Source organism: Dokdonella sp. (assembly GCF_044227025.1).
In the GTDB taxonomy this organism is placed as follows: domain Bacteria; phylum Pseudomonadota; class Gammaproteobacteria; order Xanthomonadales; family Rhodanobacteraceae; genus Dokdonella_A.
Map to the genome: position 1 here is coordinate 83,433 of NZ_JBGAFX010000004.1, position 19,607 is coordinate 103,039.

The 19,607-nt window shown below is 68.4% G+C and carries 17 protein-coding genes; 9 read left to right on the forward strand and 8 right to left on the reverse strand.

What is annotated here, in order from left to right; genetic code table 11:
• Positions 1 to 81: 81 nt before the first annotated feature.
• The 4 genes from ACILRJ_RS10740 to ACILRJ_RS10755 all read left to right on the forward strand — a co-directional run bounded on the left by ACILRJ_RS10740 (position 82) and on the right by ACILRJ_RS10755 (position 5,162).
• On the forward strand, positions 82 to 720 hold the full coding sequence (locus ACILRJ_RS10740; RefSeq protein WP_395683181.1) for a phosphatase PAP2 family protein: 639 nt from the start codon (positions 82 to 84) through the stop codon (positions 718 to 720).
• Between the two features lie 273 nt (positions 721 to 993).
• Positions 994 to 2,520 carry a peptide MFS transporter gene (locus ACILRJ_RS10745; protein WP_395683182.1) on the forward strand — a complete coding sequence of 509 codons (1,527 nt, stop codon included), beginning with the start codon at positions 994 to 996 and terminating at the stop codon, positions 2,518 to 2,520.
• A gap of 549 nt (positions 2,521 to 3,069) precedes the next feature.
• Positions 3,070 to 3,774 (forward strand): response regulator, encoded by a 705-nt coding sequence (locus tag ACILRJ_RS10750; protein ID WP_395683183.1) that lies wholly within the window; start codon positions 3,070 to 3,072, stop codon positions 3,772 to 3,774.
• Positions 3,771 to 5,162, forward strand: a complete 1,392-nt coding sequence (locus ACILRJ_RS10755; RefSeq protein WP_395683184.1) for an ATP-binding protein — start codon at positions 3,771 to 3,773, stop codon at positions 5,160 to 5,162. Before ACILRJ_RS10750 ends, ACILRJ_RS10755 begins: the two co-directional genes overlap by 4 nt.
• Before the next feature lie 129 nt (positions 5,163 to 5,291).
• Here ACILRJ_RS10755 and ACILRJ_RS10760 read toward each other — a convergent pair whose 3' ends face one another.
• A complete protein-coding gene (locus ACILRJ_RS10760; RefSeq protein WP_395683185.1) occupies positions 5,292 to 5,912 on the reverse strand; it encodes a DUF1294 domain-containing protein in 621 nt (206 codons plus the stop codon).
• A gap of 128 nt (positions 5,913 to 6,040) precedes the next feature.
• On the opposite strand from ACILRJ_RS10760, the gene ACILRJ_RS10765 reads away from it, so the two are divergent.
• From ACILRJ_RS10765 to ACILRJ_RS10775, 3 genes are all read left to right on the forward strand, one after another.
• The gene (locus tag ACILRJ_RS10765) at positions 6,041 to 7,327 is read left to right on the forward strand and encodes an ATP-binding protein (protein ID WP_395683186.1); all 1,287 of its coding nucleotides are present in this window, start codon (positions 6,041 to 6,043) and stop codon (positions 7,325 to 7,327) included.
• Complete coding sequence (locus ACILRJ_RS10770) at positions 7,324 to 7,872, forward strand: response regulator transcription factor (protein ID WP_395683187.1); 549 nt, start codon at positions 7,324 to 7,326, stop codon at positions 7,870 to 7,872. The genes ACILRJ_RS10765 and ACILRJ_RS10770 overlap by 4 nt, the downstream gene beginning before the upstream one ends.
• A 221-nt stretch (positions 7,873 to 8,093) precedes the next feature.
• Positions 8,094 to 9,158, forward strand: a complete 1,065-nt coding sequence (locus tag ACILRJ_RS10775) for a choice-of-anchor Q domain-containing protein (RefSeq protein WP_395683188.1) — start codon at positions 8,094 to 8,096, stop codon at positions 9,156 to 9,158.
• Positions 9,159 to 9,180: 22 nt separating this feature from the next.
• Here the strand turns inward: ACILRJ_RS10775 and ACILRJ_RS10780 are convergent, their stop codons facing one another.
• The 7 genes from ACILRJ_RS10780 to ACILRJ_RS10810 all read right to left on the reverse strand — a co-directional run bounded on the left by ACILRJ_RS10780 (position 9,181) and on the right by ACILRJ_RS10810 (position 16,442).
• Complete coding sequence (locus tag ACILRJ_RS10780; protein ID WP_395683189.1) at positions 9,181 to 10,305, reverse strand: winged helix DNA-binding domain-containing protein; 1,125 nt, start codon at positions 10,303 to 10,305, stop codon at positions 9,181 to 9,183.
• Positions 10,302 to 10,703, reverse strand: coding sequence for a DUF3037 domain-containing protein (locus ACILRJ_RS10785; protein ID WP_395683190.1), 402 nt, complete (start codon positions 10,701 to 10,703; stop codon positions 10,302 to 10,304). Before ACILRJ_RS10785 ends, ACILRJ_RS10780 begins: the two co-directional genes overlap by 4 nt.
• Positions 10,690 to 11,457, reverse strand: a complete 768-nt coding sequence (locus ACILRJ_RS10790; RefSeq protein WP_395683191.1) for a HipA family kinase — start codon at positions 11,455 to 11,457, stop codon at positions 10,690 to 10,692. Before ACILRJ_RS10790 ends, ACILRJ_RS10785 begins: the two co-directional genes overlap by 14 nt.
• Positions 11,454 to 12,092: a hypothetical protein gene (locus tag ACILRJ_RS10795; RefSeq protein WP_395683192.1), complete on the reverse strand. Its 639-nt coding sequence runs from the start codon at positions 12,090 to 12,092 to the stop codon at positions 11,454 to 11,456. The genes ACILRJ_RS10790 and ACILRJ_RS10795 overlap by 4 nt, the downstream gene beginning before the upstream one ends.
• An 8-nt stretch (positions 12,093 to 12,100) precedes the next feature.
• Entirely contained in the window at positions 12,101 to 13,090 is a 990-nt protein-coding gene (locus ACILRJ_RS10800) for an isoaspartyl peptidase/L-asparaginase family protein (RefSeq protein ID WP_395683193.1), read from the reverse strand.
• Between the two features lie 209 nt (positions 13,091 to 13,299).
• Complete coding sequence (dcp, locus tag ACILRJ_RS10805) at positions 13,300 to 15,468, reverse strand: peptidyl-dipeptidase Dcp (protein ID WP_395683194.1); 2,169 nt, start codon at positions 15,466 to 15,468, stop codon at positions 13,300 to 13,302.
• Between the two features lie 347 nt (positions 15,469 to 15,815).
• Entirely contained in the window at positions 15,816 to 16,442 is a 627-nt protein-coding gene (locus tag ACILRJ_RS10810; RefSeq protein WP_395683195.1) for an arylesterase, read from the reverse strand.
• On the opposite strand from ACILRJ_RS10810, the gene ACILRJ_RS10815 reads away from it, so the two are divergent.
• On the forward strand, positions 16,441 to 17,130 hold the full coding sequence (locus ACILRJ_RS10815) for an ABC transporter ATP-binding protein (protein WP_395683196.1): 690 nt from the start codon (positions 16,441 to 16,443) through the stop codon (positions 17,128 to 17,130). The two genes, ACILRJ_RS10810 and ACILRJ_RS10815, sit on opposite strands and share 2 nt — an antisense overlap.
• Positions 17,127 to 19,607, forward strand: coding sequence for an ABC transporter permease (locus ACILRJ_RS10820; protein ID WP_395683197.1), 2,481 nt, complete (start codon positions 17,127 to 17,129; stop codon positions 19,605 to 19,607). The genes ACILRJ_RS10815 and ACILRJ_RS10820 overlap by 4 nt, the downstream gene beginning before the upstream one ends.

Consider the following 19,607-nt stretch of genomic DNA (forward strand, 5'->3'; position numbering starts at 1 on the left):
GACTGGGGGCTCGGAACGTCGGGCTATGATGCCATAACGCCGGCGTGGGCCCGGCCCGTTCCGTTCCGACCCGGAGGCTTCATGGATCGCCGATTGCTCGCCTGGACTGCTGCAGTCGCCGCATTGCTGGTGCTGCTCGGACTGCTCGGCCTCGACCGGCCGATCGCCGAATGGGTCCGCGCGAGCGGTGTCGAGAACGCCCGCGTCTTCGCCTGGGGACTCGCCGCGCTCGACACGATCAGCGGCATCTCGTTGTGGTTCTGGCTCGCCGGTTGCGTCGCGCTCGCGCTCGGCGCGATCGGCCTCGCGATCGCGCGCGATGCACGCTGGCCGCGCGCGCTGCTCGCCGCGGGCGTCGTGCAGATCGCGACCTTGCACACGATGAGCTTCGGCAAGGACGGGTTCGGTCGGCTGCGTCCGCACCAGGTGCTGGAGTCGGGCGACTGGTCGCATGTGTGGCATGCCGGCGGCGTGTCGTTTCCGTCCGGCCACTCGGCGTTCTACTTCGGCCTGCTGCTGCCGCTCGCCGCCGCCTGCCCGATCCGCTGGCTGCGCATCGTGCTCGTCGCGATCCCGGTGTACGTGGTGCTCGCGCGCATCGACCTCGCCAAGCATTTCCTGTCCGACGTGTCGATGTCCGCGCTGATCGCCGCGCTGTATTCGCTGCTCGTCGCCACGCTCGCGCGGCGCTGGTTGCCCACCGCGACGCACCGCGTGTAGGGCGGTACGCGCGCACGCGCGTGCCGCCGCTGCGAGGCGTGCGGCGGGACTCGCGCGGCGCGCTCGACCCGCCCTACCGGCTTGCTCTTGCGGCCCTCCCCCTCAAGGGGAGGATTGGGTGGGGATGGTGTGCAAGGTGATGCAGGAACAAACGCATCGCGGCTTCCGCCGCCCCCACAAATGCCCTCCCCTCCGCCCCATGTGCGTTCGCACACGCGCGTGCGGACCGCTTGCGCTAACCTCGCCCGGTTTTCTTCCGCACCCGGACCATCGATGAACGCCTTGCCCGCTCGCCCAAGCCAGACCCGCTCGTTCTCCACCATCTTCCTGATCGAGCTGTGGGAGCGCTTCGGCTACTACGGCATGGCGTCGATCTTCATCCTGTTCATGGTCGAGAAGATCGGCTTCGCGGACACCAAGGCGAACCTGATCTGGGGCGCGTTCACCGGTCTCGTCTACGCAGCGCCGGCGATCGGCGGCTGGATCGGCGACCACGTGCTCGGCACGCGTCGCACCCTGCCGATCGGCGCGGCGATCCTCGCGATCGGCTACCTGATGCTCAGCGTGCCGACCGACGACCTGCGCCTGTTCTACGCGTCGATGGGCGTGATCGTGGTCGGCAACGGCCTGTTCAAGGCGAATGCCGCGAACATGGTCCGGCGCATCTACGAGGGCGACGACGCGAAGATCGACAGCGCATTCACGCTCTACTACATGGCGGTCAACATCGGCTCGACCGTGTCGATGCTGCTGACCCCTTGGATCAAGGACCATTGGGGCTGGCACGCGGGCTTCATGGTCTGCTGCGGCGGCCTCGTGCTCGGCATGATCAACTACCTGATGATGCTGCGCACGCTGCGCGGCATCGGTTCGCTGCCGGACGAGCAGCCGGTGCGCTGGGATCGCCTCGCGATGGTGCTCGGCGTCGGCTTCGCGTCGGTATTCGCGGTCGCGTTCGTCGTGCAGCACCAGGAGATTTCCGATCTCTCGATGTGGGTCGCGGGCGCCATCGTGCTCGGCATCTTCGTGTACATGATCGTGAAGGGTTCGAGCACCGAGCGCGCGGGCCTGCTTGCCGCGCTCGTGCTGATGGTCGAGACCCTGCTGTTCTTCATCTTCTACGGCCAGATGTCGACCTCGCTGACGCTGTTCGCGCTGCGCAACGTCAACCTCGACTGGACATTCCTCGGCTTCGCGATGCCGGCCTGGTCGCCCGGCCAGTACCAGGCGCTCAACCCGATCTGGATCATGCTGCTGTCGCCGATCCTCGCCTGGCTGTACACGCATTTCGGCAAGACCGGGCGCGACCTGCCGATCGCGGCGAAGTTCGCGCTCGGCTTCGTCGTCGTCGCGCTCGGCTTCTTCATCTTCGGCATGAGCGGCGGCACCGCGGTCGCCGGCAAGGTGTCGTCGTGGTACATGATCTGGGGCTACGGCTTCTACTCGCTCGGCGAGCTGCTCGTCAGCGGCCTCGGCCTCGCGGTGATGGCGCGCTACGTGCCTGCGCGCATGGGTGGTTTCATGATGGGCGCGTACTTCGTCGCGACCGGCATCTCGCAGTACGCGGCGAGCATCGTCGCAAACTACGCCGCCATCCCCGAGAACATCGACGACCCGCTGCAGAGCCTCGCGATCTACACCAGCCTGTTCAACAAGCTCGGCCTGCTCGCAGTCGGCGGCACGGTGGTCGCGTTCCTGCTGCTGCCGCTCATGAAGAAACTCTCGGCAACCCATGGTGCCTCGGCGGTCGTCGACCAGTCGGCCGCGGGTGGATTGCGCACGGTGGGCGCGGAAGAGTGAGGCGGCGCGGCCTCGACGGGATGTTTCCCGGCCGTTCGCGTCGAGCGCAGCACCAAGCCGTTCGCATTGAGCGCAGCGAGCGCTGGCGAGCGAAGTCGAAATGCCTGCGGAACCTCAAAGCCCCTTCGACTTCGCGCCTGCGGCGCTGCGCTCAGGGCGAACGGAAATCGTGACTCCGCGCCTGCGGCGCTGCGCTCAGGACGAACGGGTTTCCATGAGCGAACGGGCCTCCCAAGCCGCTCGCGTCGAGCGCAGCACCAAGCCGTTCGCATTGAGCGCAGCGAGCGCCAGCGAGCGAAGTCGAAATGCCTGCGGAACCTCAAAGCCCCTTCGACTCCGCGCCTGCGGCGCTGCGCTCAGCGTGTAGGGCGGTACGCGCGCACGCGCGTGCCGCCGCTGCGATGCGTGCGGCGGGACTCGCGCGTTGCGCTCGACTCGCCCTACCAGCCATGGGAGCGGCAGTTGGGTTCCGCGTAAAACCCTGCAAAGGGCCTGTTCGCCGTGCCCGCAGCGCGGGTCGGGCGCGCGCGAGGGCGGTATCCTCTGGCCATGGCCCGCAACCGCATCCTGATCGCCGACGACGACGAGGAACTCGCGCAGCTGCTGCGCGACTTCCTCACCCGCGAAGGCTTCGACGTCGAAATCGCGCACAGCGCCGATGCCGCGCTCGCCGCGGCGCGCGCGCAGCCGTTCGACGCGCTCGTGCTCGACGTGATGATGCCGGGGCGCTCCGGCCTCGACGCGCTGCGCGAACTGCGCCGCGAGTCGCCATTGCCGGTGCTGATGCTGACCGCGCTTGGCGAGGACATCGATCGCATCCTCGGCCTCGAGCTCGGTGCCGACGACTACATTCCCAAGCCGTGCAATCCGCGCGAACTCGCCGCGCGCCTGCGCGCGGTGCTGCGTCGCGTGCGCGGCGAGGGCAACGACGCACTGACCGACCTGCGCAACGGCCCGATCTGGCTGCGCGCGGCCTCGCGCAGCGTCAGCGTCGACGGCCACGCGCTGACCCTGACCGCGACCGAGTTCGACCTGCTCGTGCTGCTGCTGCGTGAAACCGGGCGCGTGGTCAGCAAGGAACGCATCTCGCAAACCGTGCTCGGTCGCCCGCTCGGACCGTTCGACCGCTCGATCGACGTGCACGTGTCGAACCTGCGGCGCAAGCTCGGCGACGCGCCCGATGGCGACTCGCCGATCACCACCATCCATCGCAGCGGCTACCTGCTGCGCCAGCTCGGCGACCCGACGCCATGATGCAGCGCCTGTTCTGGCGCATCTTCGCCACGTTCTGGGCGGCGACGGTGTTCCTGCTGCTCGCGTTCGGGTGGATCGCGACGAGCAACTTCGAGACCGAGCAGATCCCCGGGCTCGGCATCACGCGCCTGCAGGCGGCGATGGACGACCTGCTCGCGCGCACCGGCCGCGAGCTGCGCCACGATGGCGAGACCGCGACGCGGCAATGGCTGCGCGCGGCGAGCGGCTTCGGACCGATCAGCGTCTACCTGTTCGACCCTGCCGGGCATGAACTGCTCGGTCGCTCGACGTCCGCCACCGTCAGCGACGCGGCGACCACTGCATTCGGCCTCCTGCCGACGGGCGACGGGCCGTACGGCATCGTGGTCGACGGCGAGCGCCTGCGTGCGCGCTCGATCCGCACGCGCGAAGGCGACATCCATGTCGCGGTCGCCGCGCTCGAGGGCAGCTTCCTGTCGCGCCTGATGTCGCGCCGCCCGAGCTGGTTCTGGCAGAACATCGCGGTCGCGATGGCGGTCAGCGCGCTGGTCAGCCTGCTGCTCGCGTGGTACGTCGCCGCGCCGCTGCAACGCATCCGCGCGAGCACGCGGCGCTTCGCCGGCGGCGACCTCGACGCGCGCGTCGGCCCGCTGCGCTTCGGTCGCACCACCGAGACCAGCGCATTGGCGAGCGAGTTCGATGCAATGGCCGAGCGCATCAAGGCGCTGGTCGAAAGCCACCGCCGCCTCGTGCGCGACGTCTCGCACGAGTTGCGCTCGCCGCTCGCGCGCCAGCGCGTCGCACTCGAACTCGCGCGCGGCGGTGACGCCGCACAGGTGAATGCCTCGCTCGACCGCATCGAATGCGAATCCGACCGCCTCGAGACGATGCTCGCGCAGGCGCTGGAACTGTCGCGCCTCGAAACCGCGAACGTCGAGATGCACGACCACGTCGCGCTCGACGCGCTGCTCGAGGACGTCATCACGAACGCCGACTACGAAGGCGCGCCGCGCGGACGCAAGGTTGCCCTGCTCGAACGCGCGCAGCTGACCCTGACCGGATCGCACCAGACGCTCTACAGCGCGTTCGAGAACGTGATCCGCAACGCACTCGCCTACACCGCCGACGGCAGCGCGGTCGGCGTGCGCCTGCAGCGCGTCGGCGCGAATGCCGTGCTGCGCGTGCGCGACCACGGCCCGGGCGTGCCAGCGGCCGAACTCGACCGCATCTTCGAACCGTTCTACCGCACCGACACCGCGCGCCACCGCAGCAGCGGCGGCACCGGCCTCGGCCTCGCGATCGCGCGCCGCGCGATCGAACGCCACGGCGGCACGATCGCCGCATGCAACGCCGACGGTGGCGGGCTGGAAATCGTCATCGAGCTGCCGCTGGGACAGCACGGGTCCTGAGACAAAACGGCTCATTGTGGGAGCGGCGGAAGCCGCGATGCTTCCAGGCGAGAAGAGCATCGCGGCTTCCGCCGCTCCCACAGGGGCGTCCTGCGCAGCCCGACGGCTCCGACGACAGACTGCAGTCCGTCACCGAATCCAGTCCCGCAGGACGCGCTCGATCGCGGGCATGTGTCCGGTCAGCAGCAGCCAGGCGGCGAGAGCGACGTTCACGACGACGCTGAGCCAGAACACCACCTGGAACTCGACCTTCCTCGACTTGTGGCGGAACACGTCCTGTGCGATCAGCGCGCCCGGCCAGCCGCCGCACAGGCCGACGAGGTGCAGGGTGTTCTCCGGCGTGCGCGAGCGTTCGCTGCGCGCGGCGGATTTGTCGATCCCGTACATCACGAACGCGATCGCACTTGCGACGAAGTACAACGCCGCGATCGCAACCGGCAGGCGACTGGTGACCGTGGCGATCGCGAGCAACACGAGCATGGTCGCCCCCACGACGCTGCGCCACGCAAACGGGTGCCTCGAATGCTTGCGCCCGGAGGGCGCACCGGCGAAACGCACCGCAAGCGCCTGCGGTCGTTGCCGTTCGTCCGTGCCGACTTCGTAGGACACGAGCGCGCCCTCGAATGGCCGGCTGCCGCGGCGATCGAACGCCTTGATGTGCACGAACGCGCGTTCGCCTCCGCCATTCGGCACGACGAAGCCGAAGCCACGCGCGTCGTTCCATTCCGTTATGCGTCCGGCGAAGCGCATGGGGAGTCCCCGGAAATCCAATCTGGTCCAGCTTACCGCGGGGTCCCGGAAACCGCCTGTATCCGCGCAGACGGCGATCATCCTGGCCGGCGGCACGCGCTTTGCGCGTACCGCCCTACAATGCGCGGATGCCCGCCTCCGCCGCCACCCGTCTCGGTTTCTTCCAGCGCGCGCGCGGGCTCGCGGAAACGCTGGCGTGGTTGCGGCTGGTGGCGATCGCGGGGCAGGCGCTGACGGTGGCGGTGGTCGCGCTCGGGCTCGATCTGCCGATTCCGGTCGTGCCGCTCGCGCTCGGCATCGGCGCGCTCGGGTTGTTCGCGCTGTTCGCGTTCTGGCGCCTGGAGCAGCCGCGGCCGTTCACGCTGGCCGAGGCGTTCGCGCACGTTGCGGTCGACATCCTCGTGCTCGCCTACCTGATGTACTGGACCGGCGGTGGCGACAATCCGTTCGTGTCGCTGCTGGTGATCCCGATGGCGCTGGCGGCGGCGGCGCTGTCGCTGCGCTACGTCGCCGCGGTGGCGCTGCTCGCCTCGACCTGTTTCGTCGCGCTGATGGTCTGGCACGAACCGTTGCCGACGCTGCACGCGGCGCGCTTCGCCGCGATGGACCTGAATGTCGCGGCGGTCAGCGTCAACTTCGTCGTGACCGCGGCGGTGCTCGCGTTCTTCATCGCCCGCCTCGCGCGCGCGTTGCGTTCACGCGAGGCGGAGGTGCAGCGCGAGCGCGAGCGCACGTTGCGCGACGAGGGCATCCTCGCGATCGCGACCCAGGCCGCCGGTACCGCGCATGAGCTCAACACGCCGCTGTCGACGATCCGCACCCTGCTCGGTGAACTGCAACGCGAGCGCGCGGGCGACGCGCCGCTGGCGACGGACCTCGCCCTGCTGGTCGGCCAGGCCGAGCGTTGCCGCGACATCCTGCGCCAGCTGGTCGAGGTCGGTGGCCGGCGTCTCGCCGGAACCCCGGAGCGCTTGCCGCTGGCAACCTTCGTCGACGCCTGCGAAAACCAGTTCCGCCTGCTGCGCCCGGAAGTTTCGCTCACGATCGCGTTTGACGGCACCGCGGGCGAACACCTGATCGAAGCCGTGCCGGATCTCGGCCACGCGCTGATCAACCTGCTCAGCAATGCCGGCGACGCTTCCCTCGCCGCGGGTTCGGCCGAGATCGAACTGCACGTCGCAGTCGCGGACCGGCATGCGGAATTCATGGTGCGCGACCACGGCGCCGGGATCGCGCCGGGCATGGGCGCCGCGTTCGCGACCAGCAAGGCGCACGGGCTTGGCCTCGGCCTCGCGCTCGCGCATTCGACCGCGGAGCGACTCGGCGGTGAACTGACCGCGCACGCGGCGGACGGCGGCGGCTTGCTGCAGCGATTGCGCGTACCACTGCCGCCGAACGACAATCGGCGCCGATGAACGTGCCCGGACCGCTGCTGCTGGTCGACGACGACGCCGTGTTCGCGGCGGTGCTCGCGCGCGCGCTCGGTGCTCGCGGTTTCAGCGTGACGGGCGCGAGCGATGGCGCCAGCGCGCTCGCCATCGCACGCGCGCAGGAGCCGCCTTACGCGGTACTCGACCTCAAGCTCGGCGCCGAGAACGGCTTGGCGCTGATCCCCCAGTTGCTCGCGGCTCGGCCCGGCCTGCGCATCCTGCTGCTGACCGGTTATGCCTCGATCGCGACCGCGGTCGAGGCGATCAAGCGCGGTGCGCACGACTACCTCGCCAAGCCGGTCGACGCCGACCAGGTGGTGCAGGCGCTGCTTGGTGACGGCAACCGCGAGGTCGGGTCTACCCCGCCCGAACGCGCGCCGCCGCTCAAGCGGCTCGAGTGGGAACACATCCAGCGCGTGATGGCGGAATCCGACGGCAACGTCTCGGAAGCCGCGCGGCGCCTCGGACTGCATCGGCGTACCCTCCAGCGCAAGCTTGCGAAACGGCCGGTGCGCGAGGCGCACGACTGAACGGCCCCCGGGGCCGATCGTCCTTTCCGGTGGGGACAGGGAGGGCATCGGCAGGAGATGTTCGCCGGCACGGGTGATTTTCCAGGGCGAACGTCACGTTCGTTCCTGTGTCTGGATCGTGCCGATCCTCCGTTTCGGTTCCATGGCAGTACGACAGGCGCGGCCGGCGCGCGGCGTACCCTGTTACCCAATCCGTCCGCCGGCACATCCAGGGGTCCGTCATGCTTCGTTCCGTCCGCACACTCGTTCCTTGCCTTGCGCTCGCCTTCGGCCTGCCGAGCCTTAGTCACGCCTACTCCGCCTGCGTCGGCACCGCCGCGGAACTCCACACGGCGCTATCGCAGGCATCCGCGAGCACCGATGTGACCGCCACGATCAAAGTCCGCGAGGGAACGTATGAGGCGGACGGCGGGAATGCCTTCTACCTCACCCAGGCGCATTCCGGTCAGACCGTAAGCATCAGCGGCGGCTGGAGCGCTGCCTGCGCGACCCAGCGCCCCGGGGCCGAATCGGGGACCGTACTGGTCGGCTCGACGAGCGTGGCGGCCCTCCAGCTCGCCACCGGTTTCGGCACGAGCGGCAATACGATCAACGCAACCGACCTGACACTGCGCAACGACCAAGGCATTCTCAACGACGCGGTCGGCGCCTGCCTGCACGTCGTGCTCAATTCCGGGTCGACCGTCAAGGTCTATCGCGCGCGCCTGGACGGATGCGTCGGGTCATCGGCCGCGATCTTCGACAACTCCAGCGGCGACCTGACCTTCGCCAACAGCGTGGTCCAGGGCGGCTTCAACGCCGGCGCGCCGGTACGTTCGTTGAACAACAACGCGGTGACGCGACTGGCGCACCTGACGATCACCGGCAACTTCGCCACCTCTACCGGCCAGGAGGCCAGCGGCCTGTTCGTCTTCGCGCCGGCGAGCCCCGGCAGCCAGGTCACGCTCGACAACAGCGTGGTGTGGGGCGACATCGCGCCGGCCGGCACTCCCGACATCGCCACCGACGGACCCGGCATCATCTTCACGCGCGCCCACTACGAGACGCGCAGCAACGTCAACGCGCTCGTGACGGACAACATGCCCAGCCATGGCAACCCCGGCTTCGTGACGCCGACCAATCCGCGCCTTCGCGACAATTCGCCGCTGGTAGACAGCGGCGTCGTCCTCTCCATTGGCGGCGGCACCGACGCGGATGGCCATGTGCGTACACAGGGCGGTGTCGTCGATGTCGGCGCCTATGAGACCGATCCCGATCGGATCCTTGCCGACGGATTCGATCGCTGAGCGAAAGGGACGGCGGCACTTTTCACGGCGGCACCGCCTTTGACGTCGCCGCGGCGCCGCGAAGATCACCGCCGTCCCCTGTATTCCGCCCCAGGAAGGCCGCGTAGCGCGCGGCAGCGTCGTCGAACGCCTTGATCGCGGTCGCCGATGGAGGATCGAACCAATCCGGCACGACCTCGACCGCAGACTTCGCAAGCGTGCGTTTCCATCCACCCGCGATGCGGCCGTCGTCGAGCAATGCGGGCTTGAAGATGCCGTTGCCCGCGCGCACCGCATGGTCCGCGTCGAGGAATGCGCCGCGATCCTGATAAGAGATCATGTACTCGTCGTACGCGGGCAGCAGGTGCACGCGCGCGCGCTTCGTCGCCATCCCGTCGTCCACGGCGGGCGCATGCCAGTACGACCGGCCGCCGACATCGACGCGCTCGAATTCGTCGCGTACGGCTTCGTGGGCGGCTGCCGCCTCGGCGGCGGCGAGGCCCGACCACCACGCGAAGTCCTGCACGGTCGCCGGGCCGCGGCTCGCGAAGTAGCGGCGCGCGAGTTCGGTAAGCGCCGCTTCGCGCGACGGGCGACGCGTCGGCGGCAGCCAATCGTCGAGCAGGACGAACGCAGGCTGCTTGCCCTCACGCGCGCCGAAGCAGAGCACGCCTGCGTGCGCGAGCCACCAGACCAGGTGCAGTCCGCGCGAGCCGCCCGTGGCGATGCGCGCATCGTCGAACGCGGCGTAGAGTGCTTCGCGCGTGAGCGCGCGACAATCCGCAAGCACGCGCTCGCAGACCTTTCGCGCGCGCTCGGCGATTCGCTCGTCGAGCTCGAACTCGTCCTTCAGCCGGCGCCGGCTCTTCTGAAGCGTGCGCGGCGCGGTCACGTCGAGCAGCCAGCGCAGGTCGTCGGCCGCGACGATGTGCAAGGTGCCACGCAGCGGCCAGCTGCGGACGATGCGTCGCTGCGCGAGTGCGCGTTCGATCGTCGCCTCGTCCGCGCCGGTGACGCGCTGGCCGATCGCCCACAGCGCGCCGAGATAATCCTGCGCCTGCACGGCGAGTTGTGCTCCGACGGCTTGCTCGGGCGTGGCGAAGCCTTCGCCGACGAGATGCTGGCGGCGCAGGCGCGCGCCGAGCAGGTCGAAACCCCTTCGCTTCACGGCGCCGGATCGCGCCGGGTCGGCGCGCGCACCATCGTGTCGAGCAGGCGTTCAAGCATCGTCGCGTGATCGTCGCAGCGACCGCTGTGCACGGGCGAGGTCTGGATCACCGTGCTGCGCGGCGCGGTCAGCCAGCGGAAGCGTTCGCGCGCAGGCAGGCGACCGATCGGTCCGGCCGAGTCACCGCCGGCGCAGATCGCCGCGAACGCTTCGAGGTGCGCGCGCACGGTGTCCATGTCGACCTGCGCATCGAGCGCGCGCAGGCGCGCATCATCGAGTTCGATGCGTGCCTCGAGGAAGCCGCCGGCCTTGCACGACAGCACCACGCCGGCGTTGACGAACTCGCCGCGCTCGACGCGCGGCACGACGCGGATCAGCGCATAGTCATACGCGTGCACGGATCGCCTCCTCGACGAACGCGCGCGGCGCTTCGATGCGCCGGCACAGATACTGCGCGTACGCGTCACGGTGTTCGCCCATGCCGGCGAACGGAACATCGCCGCCGAGCCAGGCGTCCGGGATCGACGCGACGATGCGCTCGATCGTTTCGCCCGGGAGCAACGTGGCGAGTCGCTCGTCCGCTTCGCGCAACTCCGTTGCATACGGCAGCAGCACGTGGTCCCTGATGCGCGCGAACGGATCGGTGGCACGCGCGAGATAACCGTCCCACGCATGATGGAAGTACAGCGCGGCGCCATGATCGATCAGCCAGAGCTTGCGGTGCCAGACCAGCAGGTTCGTGTTGCGTGGCGTGCGATCGACATTGCTCACGAATGCGTCGAACCAGACGATCGCCGATGCAAGCGCCGCGTCCGGCTGGTCGACCACCGGATCGAACGTGATCGAACCGGGCAGGTAGTCGAGCGCGAGGTTGAGGCCGCCGCTCGCGCGGATGAGATGCTGGATCTCAGGATCGGGCTCGGTGCGCGCGAGGTCGGGATCGAGTTCGACGAACACGATCTCCGGCACCGGCAGGCCGATCGCACGCGCGAGTTCACCCGCGACGAGTTCGGCGATGAGCGCCTTCGGGCCCTGCCCCGCACCGCGGAACTTCAGCACGTACAGGCCGAAGTCGTCGCCCTCGATGATCGCGGGCAGCGAGCCGCCTTCGCGCAGCGGGGTGACGTAGCGGGTGGCGGTGATGGTCCTCATTCGTCGCCGCTAGAATCAGACAAATGCTTCTCTATCTCCGCCAACTGCGCAAGCGTGACGTGGGGGTCCTTCTTCGCAGCGGCAAGGAATAGATCGGACCTCTTGAGGGAGAGATGCGACCAAAAACCCTTGGGTATCCCGGAGTTGCTTTGCCGTAAATCCGCTCGCAGAGCAAGAAAGAAGTCTTCCGTCAGAAAGATCGTCTTTGCGTCAGGCGCGTTGTTGGTGATGTGTCGCTTCCATTTCAGGAACGCAACGATAACTTGAGGGCCACTCCAAAGTAGCATTCTTCTTATGAACTCTCGAAAGTAGCTCACAAGATCTTGAGGCTGAGTTGTTGGCGAGTGGTCTGAATTAGAGAAGTTTAAGTCGAAATACTTTCGCAAGAATTCGTCGTATATCTCCGTCTTTTTGTCGCGATACAACGCATCAAGCTCCTTCTTTCTTTCGAAGTATCGACCTATCGCAATCGTCAATGTCGCACCGAGCACGGTCGTAGCTGCCGTGATCAGCGTTGCCGCCAGCTCCTTCGGTATCGCATTCAGATACAACAGGAAGCTCTTGCCTATCCAGTACGGCAACCACAGCAGCGTCGCTAGGACTGCTAGGGCGAGAACGACCTGCAGCAATCGCATCAACCGGTTCAATCTATTTTCTCCAGAATCGCCACGTGCACCTTGCCGTCGCGATCCACCCAGCCGCGGTACATGCCGTCGGTGTTGAACGGCGTGGCGAAATTTCCGTTCGCGTCGAGTGCGATGACGCCGCCGTCGCCGCCGAGTTTCGGCACGACGTCCATGACGACTGCATCCGCAGCCTTGGCGACCGGTTGCTTGCCGTGTTCGACGCGCGCGCAGATGTCGTGCGCGGCGACGCTGCGGATGTAGTACTCGCCCCAGCCGGTCGCGGACACCGCGCAATGCGCGTTCGCATAGGTGCCGGCACCAATGATCGGCGAGTCGCCGACGCGACCCCAGCGCTTGTTGGTCATGCCGCCGGTCGAAGTCGCGGCGGCGAGGTGGCCCGCCTTGTCGAGCGCGACCGCGCCGACGGTGCCGTAATGGATCGCGCGGCCGAGCGAGGACTGCTGGGCCTTGGCTTCCGCCTTCAGCGCTTCCTGCAATTCGTTCCAGCGCGCGTCGGTGCGGAAGTACGCCGGGTCGACGAGTTCGATGCCGGCCGTCTTCGCGAATTCCTCCGCGCCATCGCCGGCGAGGAAAACGTGCGGCGACTTTTCCATGACCGCGCGCGCGAGCAGAACCGGGTTCTTCACGCGATGCACGCCGGCGACCGCGCCCGCGCGCAAGGTCGCGCCGTCCATGATCGCGGAATCGAGTTCGTTCCTGCCGTCGTGGGTGAATACCGCGCCCTTGCCGGCGTTGAAGCGAGGCGAGTCCTCCAGCAAGAGGATGGCCTTCGTCACGGCGTCGAGGCTCGCGCCGCCCTCCTTGAGCACGGCGTAGCCGGCCGCGAGCGCGGCTTCGAGGTCGGCGCGCACGAGCTTTTCCTTCTCGGGCGTGAGGTCCTTGCGGATGACCCCGGCGCCGCCGTGGATCACGAGTACGGGCACGGCGGCTTCAAGCGGCATTGCGCACGCGCACATGGCAAGCGCGGCGACGAGGGACAAGCGCATCGCTGTTCTCCCAGGAAGGGCATGCGACGAGTATAGACGGACGCCTGTACGAGCGGCGGAAGCCGCGATGCTCTTGCTGGAATCGCAGCAAGAGCAACACCATCCCCACCCGACCCTCCCCTTGAAGGGGAGGGCTTGAGACATCGCAGCGCACAAAAAAAATAGGAGGGACCGAAGTCCCTCCCCGTGCGCTGCAAAACGTGCGAATCCTACTTTGCCGCGGGCGCCTCTTCCTTCAGGCCGCGCTGTTCGAGCAGCGGCTCGACGCTCGGATCGCGGCCGCGGAAGTCGCGGTACATCTTTGCCATGTCTTCGGTGCTGCCGCGCGAGAGGATCATGTCGCGGAAGCGCTGGCCGTTCTCGCGCGTCATGCCGCCGTGTTCGCGGAACCAGTAGAACGCGTCGTGGTCGAGCACTTCGCTCCACAGGTAGGCGTAGTAGCCTGCGGCGTAACCGCCGCCCCAGATGTGCGCGAAGTACGAGGTGCGGTAGCGCGGCGGCACTTCGGCCATGTCGATCTTGAGGTCGTGCAGGGTCTTCTTCTCGAACGCATCGACATCCTGCTTGCCCGCGTCGACGCCAAGCGAATGCCAGCTCATGTCGAGCAGTGCGGCGGCGAGGTATTCGGTCGTCGCGAAGCCCTGGTCGAACGTCTTCGCCTTCTTGATCTTCTCGACCAGCGCGGCCGGCATCGGCTCACCGGTCTTGTAGTGCTTGGCGAAGTTCGCGAACACCTTCGGCTCGCTCGCCCAGTGCTCGTTGAACTGCGACGGGAACTCGACGAAGTCGCGTGGCACGCCGGTACCCGACAGGGTCGGATACTTCACGTTCGAGAGCATGCCGTGCAGCGCATGGCCGAACTCGTGGAACATGGTGGTCGCGTCGTCCCAGCTGATCAGCGCCGGCTGGCCGGCGGCCGGCTTGGTGAAGTTGCAGACGTTGAACACGACCGGCTTGGTGCCCATCAGGCCCGACTGGCCGACGAGGTTGTCCATCCACGCGCCACCGCGCTTGCTGTCACGCTTCCAGTAGTCGGCATAGAACAGCGCCATCGAGCTGCCGTCCTTGTCGAATACTTCGAACACGCGGATGTCCGGGTTGTACACCGGGATGTCCTTGCGTTCCTTGAACGTGAGGCCGTACATCTGGTTGGCGGCGAAGAACACGCCGTCCTCGAGCACGCGGTTGATCTCGAGGTAGGGCTTGATCTGCGACTCGTCGAGGTCGTACTGCGCCTTGCGCACCTTCTCGGCGTAGTGCTGCCAGTCCCACGGCGCGAGCTTGAACTTCTCGCCGTTCTTGTCGATCAGCGCCTGCATCGCGGCCGCTTCGCCGCGCGCCTTCGCGGTCGCCGCCGGCACCATGTCGGTCATGAGCTTCTCGGCGGCTTCCGGCGTCTTCGCCATCTGGTCGTCGAGGGTGTAGGTCGCGTAGTTCGGGAAGCCGAGCAGCTTGGCGCGCTCGGCGCGCAGCACCGCGAGGCGCTGGATGATCGCGCGCGTGTCGTTCGCGTCACCGTGTTCGGCACGCTCGGTCGAAGCCTTGAACAGCTTCTCGCGCGTGGCGCGGTTTTCGAGCGACACCTGCGCCGGCTGCTGCGTCGTGTTCTGCAGCGTGATCGCGTACTTGCCGTCCATCTTGCGCGACTTGGCGGCGTCGGCGGCGGCAGCGATGTCGGCGTCGGAGAACCCGGCGAGTTCGGCCTTGTCCGAAACGATGACTGCGCCGGCGTTGTTCGCTGCGAGCAGCTTGTTGGAGAAGTCGGTCGTGAGCGTCGACTCTTCCTTGTTCAGCGCGCGCAGCCTGGTCTTGTCCGCTTCATTGAGCTGGGCGCCGGCACGCACGAAGTTGCGGTAGTAGCGCTCGACCAGTTCGTTCTGCTCGGCGTCGAGGCCGAGCGTCGCGCGCGTGTCGTACAGCGCCTTGACGCGCTGGAACAGCTTGTCGTTGAGGAAGATCGCGTCCTGGTGCTCGGCATATTTCGGCGCGATGGCTTCCTGCACCTTCTGCAGGGTCGGATTCGTGTTCGCGCCGGTGATCGCGCCGAACACCGCACCGACGCGGTTCAGCATCTGGCCGCTGCGTTCCATCGGCTCGATCGTGTTGGCGAACGTCGCGGCGTCCTTCTGCGCGGCGATCTTGTCCATCTCCGCGATCTGCTCGCGCATGCCCGCCTCGATCGCGGGCTGGTAGTCGGCGTCCTTGATCTTGTCGAACGGCGGCGCGTGGAACGGCAGCGTGCTGGGAGCCGCGAACGGATTACTCGCCGGCAACGTCGCCGCGCCCTTGGCCAGCGCGTCGGTCGGCTGCAGCAGGGCGCCGGCGGCGCCGAAAAGGACCATGTTCATCGTCATCGTGAGCAGTTTCGTTCGCATCATGTGGGGGATCCCCTCCAGGCAAAAAAGGACACGCGCCGCGAGCGGCGCAGCAAGGCGTGGTCTGGCAGGCTAGCGGGCGCCCGGCCGGGGCGCCATGTGCCATTCGGCCCATGCGCCGCCGCGCGGCGGCGCTTTGGGTGGGGATGGCATTGTTTCGCTGCGCGGTTTTGTTCGTTCGGGGGTACTGTTTTCGCGATGACCGACCCGCGTCCCTGCATGTCCGTTCCGCATCCCTGCGGGCCGGTTGCCTAGCGCGCTCCTGCGCGCAGTAGCAAAACAGAGCAACCGAGCGCCACAAGGTGTCTGCCGCGGCTTCCGCCGCTCCCACCAGGCGCTCCTGCAGTGCCCTAGCCTTTCGGCAAGGCTTTCAATGCCGGTTCGAGCACTTTCCAGACGTTTTCGAGCACGCGCGGTTCCGCGGCCGCCTTCGGATGCAGGCCGTCGTCCTGCATCAGGGCCGGGTCCAGCGCGACGCCTTCGAGCAGGAACGGGACCAGTGGCACGTTGAATTCGTGCGCGAGGCCCCGATACAGCTCACGCAGGCCGTCGCGATATTGCGGGCCGTAGTTGATCGGCAGCTCGATGCCGACCAGCACGGCGCGGGCGCCGGCCGCGCGGGTCGCGGCGAGGATCTTCGCAAGGTTGTCGCGCAGTTGCGCCAGCGGCAATCCGCGCAGGCCGTCGTTGGCACCGAGTTCGATCACGACCAGCGCAGGCTTGTGTTCGGCCAGCAGGGCAGGCAGGCGCGCGAGACCGCCGGCGCTGGTCTCGCCGCTGATGCTTGCATTGACGATTTTCCGTATTGGCGCTTTCGAGGACTGCACGCGCTCGGCCAGCAAGGCGACCCACCCCTCCTGCGGCGCGAGACCGTAGGCGGCGGACAGCGAATCGCCGAGCACGAGCAGCGGTCGCGGTTCCGCCGCGGCAAGCGGCAACGACACGAACAACAGCACGACGAGAAGGATACGCAGCATGGTTGGCGACACCGGATTCGCATTGAATGCCAGCGAGGTTAGCAAAACCGTCGATGGTCCAGACGGACGCCTGACCATCCTCGACCGCGTCAGCCTCGATGTGGCGCGGGGCGACAGCCTCGCGATTGTCGGCGCGTCCGGCTCGGGCAAGACCACCCTGCTCGGCCTGCTCGCCGGCCTCGACCGGCCGAGTTCCGGCACGATCGCGCTCGCCGGCGAGCGCCTCGACCGGCTCGACGAGGAGGCACGCGCGCGCCTGCGCCGCAGTCGCGTCGGATTCGTGTTCCAGAGCTTCCACCTGCTGCCGGCGCTGAACGCGGAAGAAAACGTGATGCTGCCGCTCGACCTCGAAGGTCGCGACGACGCGCGCGAGCGCGCCGCCGAGGCACTCGCGCGCGTCGGCCTCGCGGCGCGCAGGCACCACTATCCGGCGCAGCTTTCGGGTGGCGAGCAGCAGCGTGTCGCCCTCGCGCGCGCCTTCGTGCATGGCCCGGAGATCCTGTTCGCCGACGAACCGACCGGCAACCTCGACCAGCGCACCGGCGCCGGCGTCGGCGACCTGCTGTTCGCACTGAATCGCGAGCACGCGACGACGCTCGTGCTGGTCACCCACGACGCGACGCTGGCGGCGCGCTGCGCGCGCAGCCTGCAATTGCGCGAAGGAAAGATCGCGATGGACGTCGCATGAGGCCACTCGCATTCGCCGCGCGCAGCCTGCGCCGGGAATTCCGCCATGCCGAACTGGCGACGCTGGCGATGGCTCTGGTGCTCGCGGTCGCCGCGCTCGCCGCCGTTGCAACCCTCGCGGCGCGGGTCGAACGCGCGCTGGTCGCGTCGGCGGCCGAACTGATCGGCGGCGACCTCGCGATCGGTGCGAGCAAGCCGTTGCCGGACGCATTCGGCGACGAGGCGCGGCGACGCGGCCTCGCGACGAACCGGCTGGCCGAATTCCCGAGCGTGCTGTTCGCCAACGACAAGAGCCAACTGTGCGACGTGCGTGCGAGCGATCCGGCGTTCCCGCTGCGCGGCGCCTTGAGCGTGCGCGATGCGCAGGGCGGAGAAACTCCCGCGCACACGCCGCCGGCGGGCAGCGTCTACGCCGATCACGCCGCGCTGGTTTCGCTCGGAGTGGCGGTCGGCGCGCGCGTGCAACTCGGCGGGCGCGACCTGCTCGTCGCCGGCGAGATCGCGAAGGCGCCGGACAGCGGCAACCTGTTCCGCCTCGCGCCGCGCGTGCTGATGAATCTTTCCGATGCGGAAGCGGGCGGCCTGCTCGGCAAGGGCAGTCGCGCCGGCCATCGCCTGCTCGTCGCCGGCGATGCGGACGAAGTCGCCGCATTCGCCGCATGGGCGAAACCGCAGTTGCCCGATGGCGCGCGCATCACCACGGTCGAACAGGCGCAGCAGAATCTTCGCAACGCGTTCGAGCGCGGCGAGAGTTTCCTGCGCCTGGCCGCCTTGCTCGCCGCGTTGCTGTCCGGCGTCGCGATCGCGCTCGGCGCGCAGCGCTTCGCGCGGCGCAAGACCGAGGAGGTCGCGCTGCTGCGCTGCCTCGGCGCACGCCGCGGCGAGATCCTCGTCGCGTTGCTGCTCGAACTCGCGCTGCTGGCGATTCCCGCCTGCCTGCTCGGCCTCGCGCTCGGCCTCGGCCTGCAGCAACTCGTGCTCGAGCTCGCCAGCGGCCTGCTGCCGGGTGCCGCACCGAGGGTCCCGTGGGGTCCGCCGCTCGCCGCGCTCGCGGTCGGTGTCGCGGTCCTGTTCGGCTTCGCCTTGCCGCCGCTGCTGCGCCTGCGCGACGTCGAGCCGATGCGCGTATTCCGCCACGATGTCGGCGCGCGCATCCGCCGCTTCGACGCACTCTATCTGCTGCCGCTCGTCGTCGGCGCCGCGCTGGTGCTGTACGGCGCCGGCAACGTGCGTCTAGCGACGACGCTCGGCATCGGTTTCGCCGCGGTGGCACTGGCGACCGTGCTGCTCGGACTCGCCCTGCTCTGGCTGGTGCGGCGCCTCGCCGCGCGCCTGCGCGGTGCGCTGCGCTTCGGGCTCGCCAACCTCGCGCGGCGACGTACGCTGACCCTGCTGCAGACCGGCGCGCTCGCGCTCAGCCTCACCGCGCTCGCGGTGCTCGGCGTGATCGGCCCTTCACTGCTTGAACGCTGGCGCGCCGATCTCGCGCCCGACACGCCGAACTGGTTCGCGATCAACCTGCAACCGGAACAGCAGGACGCGTTCCGCACGCGCCTGCACGCGCTCGGCGCCGGCAACGTCAACCTGTTGCCGCTCGCCTCCGGCAAGCTGGTCGCGATCAACGGCCACGCACCGAAGCCGGCGCAGGCGGACGATCGCCGCGCGGCCGACTGGACCGAAGGCGAAGTGCGCCTGAGCTGGAGCGAAACGCTGCCGGATGCGAACACGTTGCTGCAAGGCCGCTGGTTCGACGCCGCATCGAAGCGGCCGTCGCTCTCGGTCGAGCAGATGTGGGTCGACCTGTTCGGGCTGAAGCTCGGCGACACGTTGACCGTGCGCATCGGCGAGCGCGAGATCGAAGCGGAAGTCGTGAGCATCCGCCGGGTCGAGTGGGATTCGTTCCGCGCGAACTTCTTCCTGATGCTCGATCCGCAAACCGGCGCCGACCTGCCGCACAGCAATGTGGCGAGTTTCCATCTCGGCGGCGACAGCACCGCGGCGCTCGCGGCACTGTCGCGCGATTTCCCCAACCTGTCGCTGGTCGATCTCAACGCGATCCTCGACCGCATCCGCGACATCGTCGGCCGCGTCACCGCGGCGGTAACCTGGGTCCTTGGCTTCAGTCTCGTCGCCGGCGTGCTCGTGTTGCTCGCCGCGCTGGCGGCAACCGCGGATGAGCGGCGCACGGAGGCCGCGTTGATGCGCACGCTCGGCGCGCACCGCCGTCAACTCGCGGTCGCGGTGCTGGCCGAGTTCACCACGCTCGGCGTGCTCGCCGGCACGATCGCGGTCGCGGCTGCGGCGCTGCTCGGCAGCACGCTCGCGAGCGGCGTGTTCAAGCTGTCCGGCTACACGCCACCGCTGCTGCCGCTCGCCGCGCTGGTCGCCGGCGCCGCGCTGCTGGTCGCGCTCGCCGGCTGGATCGGCACGCTGCGCATCGCGCGCACCTCGCCGATGGTCGTGTTGCGGCGAACCTGA

Excerpts from the sequence above, each read along its gene's own strand:
- ACILRJ_RS10765 (WP_395683186.1), top strand. The coding sequence starts at position 6,041 with ATGCCCGCCTCCGCCGCCACCCGTCTCGGTTTCTTCCAGCGCGCGCGC.
- dcp (WP_395683194.1), bottom strand. The coding sequence starts at position 15,468 with ATGATGCGAACGAAACTGCTCACGATGACGATGAACATGGTCCTTTTC.
- ACILRJ_RS10740 (WP_395683181.1), top strand. The coding sequence starts at position 82 with ATGGATCGCCGATTGCTCGCCTGGACTGCTGCAGTCGCCGCATTGCTG.
- ACILRJ_RS10800 (WP_395683193.1), bottom strand. The coding sequence starts at position 13,090 with ATGCGCTTGTCCCTCGTCGCCGCGCTTGCCATGTGCGCGTGCGCAATG.
- ACILRJ_RS10795 (WP_395683192.1), bottom strand. The coding sequence starts at position 12,092 with ATGCGATTGCTGCAGGTCGTTCTCGCCCTAGCAGTCCTAGCGACGCTG.
- ACILRJ_RS10760 (WP_395683185.1), bottom strand. The coding sequence starts at position 5,912 with ATGCGCTTCGCCGGACGCATAACGGAATGGAACGACGCGCGTGGCTTC.
- ACILRJ_RS10755 (WP_395683184.1), top strand. The coding sequence starts at position 3,771 with ATGATGCAGCGCCTGTTCTGGCGCATCTTCGCCACGTTCTGGGCGGCG.
- ACILRJ_RS10770 (WP_395683187.1), top strand. The coding sequence starts at position 7,324 with ATGAACGTGCCCGGACCGCTGCTGCTGGTCGACGACGACGCCGTGTTC.
- ACILRJ_RS10750 (WP_395683183.1), top strand. The coding sequence starts at position 3,070 with ATGGCCCGCAACCGCATCCTGATCGCCGACGACGACGAGGAACTCGCG.
- ACILRJ_RS10790 (WP_395683191.1), bottom strand. The coding sequence starts at position 11,457 with ATGAGGACCATCACCGCCACCCGCTACGTCACCCCGCTGCGCGAAGGC.
- ACILRJ_RS10820 (WP_395683197.1), top strand. The coding sequence starts at position 17,127 with ATGAGGCCACTCGCATTCGCCGCGCGCAGCCTGCGCCGGGAATTCCGC.
- ACILRJ_RS10810 (WP_395683195.1), bottom strand. The coding sequence starts at position 16,442 with ATGCTGCGTATCCTTCTCGTCGTGCTGTTGTTCGTGTCGTTGCCGCTT.
- ACILRJ_RS10775 (WP_395683188.1), top strand. The coding sequence starts at position 8,094 with ATGCTTCGTTCCGTCCGCACACTCGTTCCTTGCCTTGCGCTCGCCTTC.
- ACILRJ_RS10745 (WP_395683182.1), top strand. The coding sequence starts at position 994 with ATGAACGCCTTGCCCGCTCGCCCAAGCCAGACCCGCTCGTTCTCCACC.
- ACILRJ_RS10815 (WP_395683196.1), top strand. The coding sequence starts at position 16,441 with ATGGTTGGCGACACCGGATTCGCATTGAATGCCAGCGAGGTTAGCAAA.